This is a genomic window from Verrucomicrobiaceae bacterium (assembly GCA_016713035.1).
Taxonomy (GTDB): Bacteria; Verrucomicrobiota; Verrucomicrobiia; order Verrucomicrobiales; family Verrucomicrobiaceae; genus Prosthecobacter.
The window spans coordinates 70,714-82,117 of record JADJPW010000001.1; the positions used below are offsets into that span (position 1 = coordinate 70,714).

Sequence of the window (11,404 nt, forward strand, 5' to 3'; positions counted from 1 at the left end):
AGATGACGCAGATGGGCTTCCATCTGTGAAATCTGCGCAATCTGTGGATACACTCAAAAGTTGCTCTCCTTCCCACAATCAAGCCGCTTTGGGTTTCGGTGCTCTGTGGCAACATCCTCGGTGCTCGTGGCGTTTCGCACTCTGCACACCATGAAATCCATCTTCAGCCTCATTTTACTCACGCCGGGCCTGCTTTATGCGGAGCTGAGCGTGCCGCATTTCTTCAGTGATCACATGATTCTCCAGCGGGAGCGTGCTGCGGCGATCTGGGGGCATGCGGATGCCGGGGCGGAGGTGAGCGTGGCCTTCAAGGGCAAGTCTGCGAGCTCCAAGGCGGGTGCGGATGGCAAATGGCGTGCCCAGATCGAAACCGGTGCCGCAGATGCCACTGGCGCAGTGCTGACCATCTCGGCTGGCAAAGACAAAATCGAGATCAAGGATGTGCTCGTGGGCGAGGTGTGGTTCGCCTCCGGCCAGTCGAACATGTTTTACACGATGGGTCGGTCCCCAGAGTATGCCGGACTCATCGCCGAGTCGAATCACCCTGCCCTGCGCATGTTCAATGCGCCGCTGGTGACGGCGGAGCAGAATCAGGACGACATCGAAGGCAACTGGCAGGCATCCACACCAGGGACGGTGGCGGATTTTTCCGCCGTCGCGTTCTTCTTTGCGCGGAAGCTGCATCTGGAGCTGGGCATCCCTATCGGCGTGATCAAATCCGCCTGGGGTGGCAAGCCCGTGGAGACCTTTACCAGCCGCGAGGCGCTCAATACGCTGCCAGGCACCAAAGCACTCGTCGATGCGATGCTGAAGGACGAGGCCAGCTACGAGCAAGCCAAAGCGCAAGCTGCTTATGAAACCAAGCTGGAGCAATGGAAGGCCACAATGGCTGCCGCGAAGGGCAAATCGCCCGAGGAGCGCAAGCGCCTGCCCAAGAAGCCCGATGCGCCAAAGCGTCCACTGCTCACCGAGGGCCGGCCCGGCGTGCTCTATGCGGCGATGATCCACCCCTTCGTGGGCTACACCATGCGCGGAGCGATCTGGTATCAGGGCGAAGGCAATGCCAAGGCCGGAGCGGTGCCCTATGACCAGACGCTGCCGCTCATGATCCGTGACTGGCGCCAGCGCTGGGCGGATGAGTTCAGTTTCTATTATGTGCAGCTCGCCAGTTACCGCGCACCTTCCACCGCACCTGGCACGCCTGATCCATGGGCCCTTTGCCAGGATCGCATGCGCCGCGTGCTCGCTACCACGCCCAAGACTGGCATGGCCATCATCAACGATGTCGGTGAGGCCGGTGACATCCATCCGAAGAACAAAAAAGATCCCGGCGAGCGGCTCGCCCGCTGGGCATTGGCCAAAGATTACGGCAAGCAGCTCATCTACTCCGGTCCGCTCCTCCAAACCAGCACGGTCAAAGACAGCGCGATCCGCGTGACCTTCGATCATTGCGGCACGGGCCTGAAATCACGCGATGGCGCTGCGCTGAAGCGCTTTGAAATCGCGGGCGCGGACAAAGTCTGGAAATGGGCAGACGCCAAAATCGACGGCACCGACAGCGTCCTCGTCAGCAGCGCTGAGGTGAAGGCACCTGTGGCCGTGCGCTACGCCTGGGCCAGCAATCCAGAGGGCTCCAACCTCATCAATAGCGAGAGTTTGCCCACCTCGGTCTTCCGCACCGATGACTGGAATGATGTAGAGGTCCCCGCCGACACCGCAGCCGAGGATCGCCGCGCTCTGGGCGTGGAAATCCGCGCAATTGCCGCCGAGCGTGCCAAGCACGACCGCAAGAGCCCCGAGTACCAGGCCTTGAGCCAGAAGTTTCAAGAACTCATGACGAAGTTCAAAGCGGGTGCTCCGAAGAAGTGATGAGCTGCCGCATGGCGAAAAACACCTCTCCACGGCTTCTTTTCATTTGAAGCAGCCACGATTTGCCGATCAAGGACAACTCGTCTTTTATTCATCCTCCTTTCCACTTCTGACTCATGACTCTCACAGGCTCTCAACTCATCGCCGGACGCGAATCCGCTCCTCGTGGCCACTTTTACCATGGTGTGAACCCTGCTACTTCAGCCAAGCTGGAGCCTGCCTATGGCGACGCCACCGATCTGGAGGCCGATGAGGCACTCCAGGCCGCCGATGCCGCCTTTGATGATCTGCGCCTCGCTCCCGTGGAGACGCGTGCGGCCCTCCTGGAGGCTATCGCGGATCAAATCATGGCCCTGGGCGATGCGCTGCTGGAGCGTGCACACGCAGAGACCGGCCTGCCCATGGCACGCGTCACGGGCGAGCGCGGACGCGCCATCGGCCAGTGCAAGCTCTTCGCCGCACTCATCCGCGAGGGTTCCTGGGCAGATGCACGCATCGACCACGCAATCCCGGACCGTCAGCCTTTGCCAAAGCCGGACGTGCGCCGCGTGCTGGCCCCTATCGGCCCGGTGGTCATCTTTGGCGCATCGAATTTCCCCTTCGCCATCGGCGTCATCGGCACGGATACGGTGTGCGCACTCGCCGCAGGCTGCCCCGTCGTGGTGAAGGGCCACCCTGCCCATCCCGGCACCTGTGAGATGCTAGGCCGCGCAGTCATGGCCGCGCTGAATCAAGTGGGGCTGCCCGCAGGCTGCTTCTCCCTCCTGCATGGCAAAGGCACCGACATCGGCATGTCGCTGGTGCGTCATCCGCTGACTCAGGCCGTCGGCTTCACGGGCTCACTGCGTGGGGGCCGTGCGCTCATGGATGCGGCAGCCGCGCGGCCACACCCCATCCCCGTGTATGCCGAGATGGGCTCCATCAATCCGGTCTTTGTCCTCCCAGGGGCACTCAAAGAGCGTGCCGCCAAAATCGCGGAAGGCTACATCGGCTCCGTCACCATGGGTGTCGGCCAATTTTGCACCAATCCAGCCATCGTCCTCGGACTCAAAGGCGCAGAGCTCGATCAATTCATCCGTGATGCCGCAGCAAATGCCGCCAAAGTGCCGCCCCAGAGCATGCTCCACCGTGGCATCTGCGAGGCATATGATGCCGGCACCGCCGTCTGGAGCACCATCGCTGGCCTGGAGCTCGCTGGCCAATCCGAGGCCCCCGCCAGCCACGACGCCACCCAGGCCGCCTGCCGCATCTTTACCACCCAGCTCCCCGTCCTGGAGGCCAATGCCGAGCTGCGCCGCGAAGTCTTCGGTCCCTGCTCCATCATCACCCAGTGCGAGACATTGGAGGACATGCTCCGCTTTGCCAACAGCCTCGAAGGCCAGCTCACCGCCATGATCCACGGCACCGAGCAGGACCTGCGTGACTACGCGCCACTCATCCGCGTGATCGAGCGCAAAGTCGGCCGCCTCATCTTCAATGGCTACGCCACCGGCATCGAAGTCTGCCCCTCCATGCACCACGGCGGCCCCTTCCCCGCTGCCAGCCACAGCTTCTTCACCAGCATCGGCACCGCCAGCATCTACCGCTTTGTGCGGCCTGTGTGCTACCAGGGCTTCCCAGACGAGGCCCTGCCGCAGCCGCTCCAGGCCAAGAACAGCCTCCACGCCATGCGCCTCGTCGATGGCACCCTCACACGCGACGACGCGTGAGTCGGCAGCACCACGCGTTTTTCCCCTCGCCCTAAAGCTGGGTATCGTTCAAAGTCTGCGCCCTCCTCATGGCCCACGATCCCCAGCCTGCACACACGCCCCCTTTTGACGTTCCCAGCGTCGGGGAGATGTCTGCGCTGCTGCCTCAGTATGAATTTGAAAAGCTCGCGGCCTTTGGCGGCATGGGGGCGGTGTATAAGGCACGGCAGGCCAGCCTCGACCGGCCTGTCGCCGTCAAAATCCTGCCCCCCGCCTACGGTGAGGATCACGCCTTTGCAGAGCGCTTCAAAAGTGAGGCACGGGCCATGGCACGGCTCAATCACACCCACATCGTCGCCGTCTATGACTTCGGCATCACCAGTGAGGGCCACTTTTACCTCGTCATGGAGTGGGTCCAGGGCCCCACGCTGCATGAGCTGATCCAAAAAGGCAGCATCCCGGTCAAAAAAGTAGCCGCACTCATGATGCAGCTCTGTGATGCCCTGCAGTTCGCCCACAGCCATAAAATCCTCCACCGCGACATCAAGCCCGGCAACCTCATGGTCAATGAGGAGAACCAGCTCAAAGTCGCCGACTTCGGGCTCGCACGCCCACTCACCGGCGAGGCAGAGGAAAACCCACTCGGCACCCCAGATTACGCCGCGCCAGAAATCATGGGCGGCGCCTCCGTCGATCAGCGCACGGACATCTTTGCCGCAGGCATCGTCCTCTACGAAATGCTCACCGGTCGCGTGCCAGGAAAGCCGCACCGCAGTGTGACCGAGTTCTCCCCCGTCCCTGCACGGTGGGATGACATCATCGCCAAAGCCACCGCCCCAGATCCGGCCCAGCGCTACCCCGACGCACTCGAATTCCGCGCCCACATCGCCGCCGCACTCAATCAGGCCGCCGCAGCAGCCACAGGATCGCTCAACGCCGTGCCGGTCGCAGAGCCGGTCTCGAATTCCAGCTCCCCATTGCCGAAGCTGGCCTTCATCGCATCCATCGTACTCGCAGCCGCTTTCTTCATCCTTATGCCCAAAACGGAGTTGGAGCCCAAAACCGCCCCCATCACCGAAAAGGCCGAAAAAGCCGAAAAAACTGAAAAGCAGAAGCTCCCGCGCCCGACGACGAAAAGCCCGTAACCGTCAAAAAAGCGCCCCAAATCTCCGCGCAACCGCCCGAGCCCCCCAAAGCCCCCGAAACCGCTCCCCCTGCCCCTCCATCTCCCAAAACTTCCCCTCCAGCCCTCACCGCCTCCACTACTCCGCCTCCGACTCCGACCCCGCTTCCAACTCCCTCTCCCACGCCACCGCCCCCAGCCCCCACCATCGCCGAGCTCCTCGCCAAGCTCGAAGCGGATGATCCAGAGCTCACGCAGATCCTCGTCGGTGTCGGAGCCGAGTGGAGTGCCCACACCGAGGCCAATCCCGGCCCAGCGCTCAAAGAACTCGCCAGCAAGTACATCCCCGCCTTGCAGCGCTCCCTCACCGGACTCTCAGTCGATCAGCGCAACCACATCCTCACCGAGATCTCCCACGTCGCCAATCAGCAGGCCCTCCCTGCCCCCGCCGACACATGGCCCCCTACCCTGAAGACCCTGCGCAGCACCTACGACTCGCAGAGCTCTGCCATCCAGACCAAATCCGCCCAAGCCGCCGCCGCTCTGGCCAAAACCAACCACGAGGCCCTGCTCGAAATCGCCAAATCCCGAGCCGCCAAAGGCGACATCAATGGAGCCAAGCGGGCCGAGGCCGCCGCTGCCGCCCTCTTAAAAATCCAGGGCCAGCCCACGCTCGAAGCCATCAAAGAACTCGGCAGTAAAATGTAGCCCGCCGCCTGCGCCCCTTCAGCCCGGCGGAGCCCAACCAAAGCTCCACCGGGCCTTTAAGTGACCGTTCTGTCCCCCAATCATGAAGTGACAGCCCAGCTCGATTCATAAGCGAGACCGTGAAGACCCGCCGCTACATCCCATAGCAACCACCGGGCCAATTCAGCGCACGATTCACGCTGAATTGCCATTTTACCAAAAACGCCTCCGCCATGCCAGCCTCACTTCTCCAGGCGTGAGAGCAGCGCTTTGGCCTTATCCACGTCGATTCGGCCAGCAGGCAGATCAAAACCCAGCGTATCGCCATTCGGCGTGAAGCCGCCACCATCCACGTCGATGTAGATCGGGTTGTTATACGCACAAGGCCGCATCTTTGCGTAATCACTGGTCCCAAAGCCGATCTCCTCATTCCCATCCTCATCGATCGCGACCACGATGAGGTGCGCATCCTTTTGCAACGGGATGTGGATCTTCTCATCGAACTTCACCACACCGTCTTTGAACATCGCGGCATGCGTGGCACGCGTGAAGTTCAGCTTCGGATCAGGCCGTGCGTTCACCAGCACCTGGACGCGGTCGATGTCCATCCAGTCCGTGCACTGCACACGCACATGCAACTCCGTCCCACCCGTGGCGCGGTCATCGTCACCTGCGATTTTGCCATTTTGCGTCGTCACCTCCAGAAAGGGCCCCGTGGAGAGCACGATATGACCCGCCTTCGCATGCGGAGAGAGCTCCGCCCAGTCGATCTGCTGCGGCTCATCGCTCCGGCTCGGCAGGTAGCAGCGCCAGCAGCCCACACCATTGCCATAAACCGAGTGCGCATCCGCCACCCCCACCGCCGTGACACGCAGCCCTTGATTCAAAAGCTGCCGCCAGATGAATTCACGCACCGTGCTCACCTTCGTCGCGATACTGCCCGCCGGACGGCTCAGACGATACGGCGCCTCGGCCAAAATATCCGTGCCGGGGCCGTTTTGGCTCTCGCTACCGTCGATCATCGCCCCCACACCGATGAAGCCACCATCCGCGATGCCATCGCTATCACGGTCGATGAACATATTGCTCAGATCAGGGTGATTGAACTGAATCCAGCGATCCGCCCGCTCCCCCTGCCAGCGGCGCAGTGTCAGCGCGGTGATACGCGGATCATCATTCCACACAGGAGCACCCCCATCCTGCTTCAGCGCATCTGGCTCAAAGGGGAAGGCATTGAAGTGCTGCCTGCTACCCGTCAGCTCCATGCCTTTGACCGTTTTGATGTGCTTTTCCAGTCCCAGAGCCTTGATCGTCGGTTCCCAGTCGTAGAGCCGATTGTGCTCCGTCGTGGGAGCGAACTCCAGGTGCTCCGCCGCGATGTTGATCAGCCGTCCGTCCGTATAGCAGACGTTGTCACCGCTGGGCGTGCTGTGATTGTGAAAATCCGCACTGATCCAGCCCTTCGTATTCACCAGCCGCTTGAGCGTCCCTTTGAAAACATGCTCCTTCGCGGCCTCCAGTGTCACCTCCTGGATCAGATGGCCATATTCCGGCCCACGCACCACGACGACGCGATACTTCCCCGGCGGGAGCTGCTGGGTGAAGCGGCCATTCTCACTGTGATACTGATCCACACAGCCATGGGCACGATGTTTTGGCCCCAGATCCAGCTTCGGCGCAGCAGCATCCAGCGGCGTGAAGTGTGCCTTACACGGGATAGCAGCCCCAGCCTCGTCACTGATCTCAAAGCGGATGCGTGCGGCATTTGGCAGCGTGAGCTTTGGCGGCTGAATGCTGCCCTCTGCCACGCTGAAGCTCACCACCGCCTGCGGACGGCCTAAATCGTCGATCTTCAGCTCCGCAGCCCCCAGCGGCATCTTGAAGCTGTAATAGCCCTCCGCATCCGCATAGGCAGCGACGCTGCTCTTTCCCAAAGGCACATGGATCGTCGCCGTGGAGATACCTTTGCCATCCGTGCCCACGATCTGGCCCTTCACCTCACCCGTTTTTTCACCCTTCACAGCCAGCACCTCACCCACAGCCTGCGCTGGCGATGTACCGACCGCAAAGAAGCGTGTGATGACCACTTCTTTGCCCGCTGGGATCTCCACCGTATCCGCCAGCTTCTCCACGCCACTCACACTCAGTGTCGCGAAAGCGTAGCCGCAATGATGCGCTGGATTGATGGCATCCGACCAGCGGATGCCACCTGCGGCCGTGCCCGTGCTGTCAAAGCGGGTAAAGTCATCCTTCGTGCTCGTTTGCTGCGGCTTATCCGTCTCATTGCGCAGCACCGTGGTGATGAAGATGCCCTGCACGCCATCTTTGACGCGGTACTCATGCCTTTTGAAGACGCCGCCATTCTTCGCCGCCGTCGTCACCGACTCCACCGCCGCAGCACCGTCTTCCTTCACATTCGCCACACGCACATAACTCACCTGCCCATGCCCGCAGGGGCTGTAAATCACCAGTTGATCATTGTTCTGCCCACGCAGCGTGATGTCATAAAGCGCACCAGGCGTGACCCCGTCCTCACCATAAAAAGTGCTCATATTCGCCCGGCGATTCGGCGCATTGTGCGAGATCACAGCCTCCACCTTATCACTGCGCAGCACGAAATCGCCACGGATACCATCCGCCTCCTTGCCACCAGGCAGCTCCGATTCACGACCAAGCGCCGCCTCAAAAACTTCAGCAGCAGAGAGCCTGCTGACAAGCAGCAGCGGGAGGAGCAAGAGACATTTCATCATAAATAGAAGTCGTGAAACCAACCACCAGCCCCATTCTTTCTCACAGGCAGGTAAAAAGAACGTCGCCGTGCCTGCACAAGGTCCTCCATCTCCACACAAAAGAATCCTCTTTGGGAAACGCGGATGCACCGCACACCACAGACTTCATGCAGAAGCAGCTAGCGCAGGGTGACACAAGCTGGGCTAAGTTGTCGGACCAATAACAATGACAACAAAGAAACCAGCTACTTATTTGAGTCGGAGAGACCGTATTCGAGGCGCTGTATGGGTAGTGTTGGATACCTTCCCATTATTGCGGCATCAGGGAGGATTAGACAGCTAAAAAAATTATGGCATCACGTGATGCACTTTTCTTTAGAAAGCCCCATTTTAAAGTTGCGTGTCAAGTTGGAATTTGAAATACTCGTAGCATGATGAATGCTCAATACCCTGATGAAGTTAGTTCTGCCAAAAGGTATCTGAATCAACACTACGCCGTCAAATCGGCTTTCGATAATCGAACGGCTCTCCGGGAAGGTGCCGATCTTACTTTGGGGGCGGCTGAGGCAGGCATTGAGCGTGAAGATTTGCATTACGGGATGGGCCTCGACTTCGCGAATTGGCTCGTCAACAAAAGACGTGAATCTCGCTATCAAAAAAGCAAGAATCGCCTACCAAAGATTGTCGCTGAGGGCGACTCATGGTTTCTCCATCCCCTGGTCTCCGATATCATTGATAACCTCAGCGATACCTATGCTGTTAAATGTTTAGCTGCAGCAGGAGATGAGTTTATTCAGATGATTGAGGCCCAGGATAGTATTTCCTCAGCACTCATAGAAGAGGATTCGTCCATACTCCTGTTAAGTGGGGGGGGGAATGACTTACTTGGAGATCGTTTTGTGAATTGGCTCCGAGAAAGACCAAGCGATGGGGCCTTCACGCCTACAGATATTCTCAATGAAGACTACTCTCAGATGCTCAATAAAGTGCTAACTGAGTATGGAAACTTATTCGACCACCTCTTTACAAAGCACAATAAACTTCGCGTGATTACTCATGGTTATGACTATGTCATTCCTCGCTACGGCAAAGAGGGCAAGTGGCTAGGCAGTGCTTTGGAAGTTCGCGGCTTTGACTCTCGCTACGAGAATGAGCGCCGAGGAATCGTTCGGGAAGTGGTCAATCAGTTCAACCAACGACTGAAACTGCTAGCAGACGATTTTAATAGCCGCAATGGTGGTAAGGAGCGTGTATTGGTTGTTTCCGGACTAAATGTCGTGCAATCATGGTATGATGAGATCCATCCTGACGCAGAAAACGCAGGCAAAATTGCGGAGCTATTCCATGAAAAACTCAGATCGCTTTTGTGAGGCATGCAAACGCTCACTTTTAGAAATTTTAGAATCCAAGATGAAGGCATCCTTTTTGATGCTCAGTTCCCGCGTGCCAATTTAGCTGCATTGGGTCCTTTCAAATCTATTGAAGAACTCAATGGATCCCAGTTTATGCAGATGTTGGCGGCGTTTGCAGAGATATCCACGATAAACATCATGCTCCCACAAGAGGCTGATGTTTCAAGTCGGGTAGAACAGCTGCAATGGGAAAAGGCAACCGCCAGCCAATCGCGTTTAATCCCGCTCATGGTTACAAATGAGGAGCGTGGAGCTGCCAATTGCGCGATTCAGCATCCACCTAAAACGCTCATACTCGCTTCAAAGAATCAAGCTAAACCGGATCAGACAACCTGGAGCGCCCTTCAACCTTTTTCTGATGATGAAATTAAGAAAGTCTTTGGCGAATCTGCTAACATAGGCAGTACAGCGCAAAGCCAGCTTTCCAAGGCTGTGGACGCGGATGTTTTAGTGCTCATAGCTCATGGAATCCCTCCATCGCCTGGTAGATACATAGAAGGGGCGATCCTGCTTGACGAAGAATCTGAAGGTGTGAAAGCCCTGTCTCCTTCAGACCTTGCGGCAAAGCTGAGGCTGCTAGGCCCTGACTGTTGTCCGCCGGTTCTTCTGCTAGTCTGTTGCGCTTTGGCAATGTCTTGCGAGGCGATTCAGGCGACTTCCTTTGCCGGCCAGCTAATGAAACTTGTCCCAGAACTGGTCATTGTTACAGCATACACGGAACTGGTGGCACGTAACTATGCACTAGAGGCTGCCAAAATGGCTTTACAAAGGTTTGCGCAGATGAAGGTGGGTCAAGAATTGGGCCATGTCTTCGCTCTAGAAAATCAGCAGGTTAAAGGGACTTCTCTGCGTGTGTTTTTGCGCAGTGACAAAGTTAATTTCTCACGGCGGCACGTTCAGATGATAGCGGTACAGGATGCCGAAATTATCCAACGACTTAAACTAGCCATGCAATCAAACTCTCCACCCGTATTGGTGGTTGGATCTGGCATGATGCCAGAGCTTGAAACACGGCTGAAAGAGGTGGCTGAGGGAATCGAATTTAAAATGAAAGGCTGGCCGCGGCGCGATCCTGCTGAACTATCGGCGGGAATCTATCACAAAAATCAGGATAATGCCTACATCAATAGAATGGCAAAGAAACTGTTACTAGCTGACCCTCCGCCTAGTGTGCAGAATTTGCTGCTCGTTCGACAGCTAGCAGCATTGAAGCCGACCGTTATTTTTAATCTCAATCGGAACATAACCCTCTACAAAGAGTTGAAAAAAGCAGGAAGGAAGGTCAAGGTCCTGTTCACCTCTCCGCGTGTACCGGTGGCTGAGTACAGGCATAATGATTTTAACGAATTACTCAAGTCTGCCGTTCGGGACCAAACAACCATTCTGATTCAACCTTTTGGAATCATCCCCATCGCTGAGGTGGATGTTAACGACTTTTTCGACGAAAAGGACAAAAGAAGTCATTGGCCAAAAACAAGGCGAAACAGCGCTGCACGAATTGGGGAGGTCTATTCTACTCAGATTGATATGCTTGAGTGGCTTTGTACCTCGGGTGAGAACCAACCTGCCGCGGGTAGCTTACCAGATGTCCTGGAAGAAATGATAACACATTCAGATCATAAGGGAGTCGCATTTCTTGGCGTTGCACCAGACATGTTAGAAACCCAGGTATTTTTGACTTGGTTTGCAGATCAACTGAGCTCCCCGCCCTCAAGTGTCTATGTTAATGCTTGCTTGTCTGGGCTTGATCAAGATCACCTTTGTGAAGACCAGTACAAAGTCACTGCGTATTTGGTGGACCTTGTCAGGTATTTCTTGCGCATCGAAACCGCAAACTTTTTTCAAATTAGCTCTTCATGCGAAGGGCTCATGGCTGAATTAACGCGAGAATGACTT

At 57.4% G+C, this 11,404-nt stretch carries 7 protein-coding genes; 6 read left to right on the plus strand and 1 reads right to left on the minus strand.

From position 1 onward, the window contains the following. The first annotated feature begins 150 nt into the window (after positions 1–150). The 4 genes from IPK32_00315 to IPK32_00330 all read left to right on the plus strand — a co-directional run bounded on the left by IPK32_00315 (position 151) and on the right by IPK32_00330 (position 5,388). Positions 151–1,869, plus strand: a complete 1,719-nt coding sequence (locus IPK32_00315) for a sialate O-acetylesterase (protein MBK8090468.1) — start codon at positions 151–153, stop codon at positions 1,867–1,869. 116 nt (positions 1,870–1,985) lie between these two features. Continuing rightward, on the plus strand, positions 1,986–3,578 hold the full coding sequence (locus tag IPK32_00320) for an aldehyde dehydrogenase (NADP(+)) (GenBank protein ID MBK8090469.1): 1,593 nt from the start codon (positions 1,986–1,988) through the stop codon (positions 3,576–3,578). A gap of 68 nt (positions 3,579–3,646) precedes the next feature. Next, positions 3,647–4,702, plus strand: coding sequence for a serine/threonine protein kinase (locus IPK32_00325; GenBank protein ID MBK8090470.1), 1,056 nt, complete (start codon positions 3,647–3,649; stop codon positions 4,700–4,702). Positions 4,703–5,031: 329 nt separating this feature from the next. After that, positions 5,032–5,388 carry a hypothetical protein gene (locus tag IPK32_00330; protein ID MBK8090471.1) on the plus strand — a complete coding sequence of 119 codons (357 nt, stop codon included), beginning with the start codon at positions 5,032–5,034 and terminating at the stop codon, positions 5,386–5,388. A 221-nt stretch (positions 5,389–5,609) separates the two neighbouring features. Here IPK32_00330 and IPK32_00335 read toward each other — a convergent pair whose 3' ends face one another. After that, positions 5,610–8,117 carry a CehA/McbA family metallohydrolase gene (locus IPK32_00335; GenBank protein MBK8090472.1) on the minus strand — a complete coding sequence of 836 codons (2,508 nt, stop codon included), beginning with the start codon at positions 8,115–8,117 and terminating at the stop codon, positions 5,610–5,612. 410 nt (positions 8,118–8,527) lie between these two features. Between IPK32_00335 and IPK32_00340 the strand changes: the two genes are divergently transcribed. Both IPK32_00340 and IPK32_00345 read left to right on the plus strand, forming a co-directional pair. Further along, entirely contained in the window at positions 8,528–9,466 is a 939-nt protein-coding gene (locus IPK32_00340; GenBank protein ID MBK8090473.1) for a hypothetical protein, read from the plus strand. 3 nt (positions 9,467–9,469) lie between these two features. Continuing rightward, positions 9,470–11,401, plus strand: coding sequence for a hypothetical protein (locus IPK32_00345; GenBank protein MBK8090474.1), 1,932 nt, complete (start codon positions 9,470–9,472; stop codon positions 11,399–11,401). The last annotated feature ends 3 nt before the right edge of the window (positions 11,402–11,404 follow it).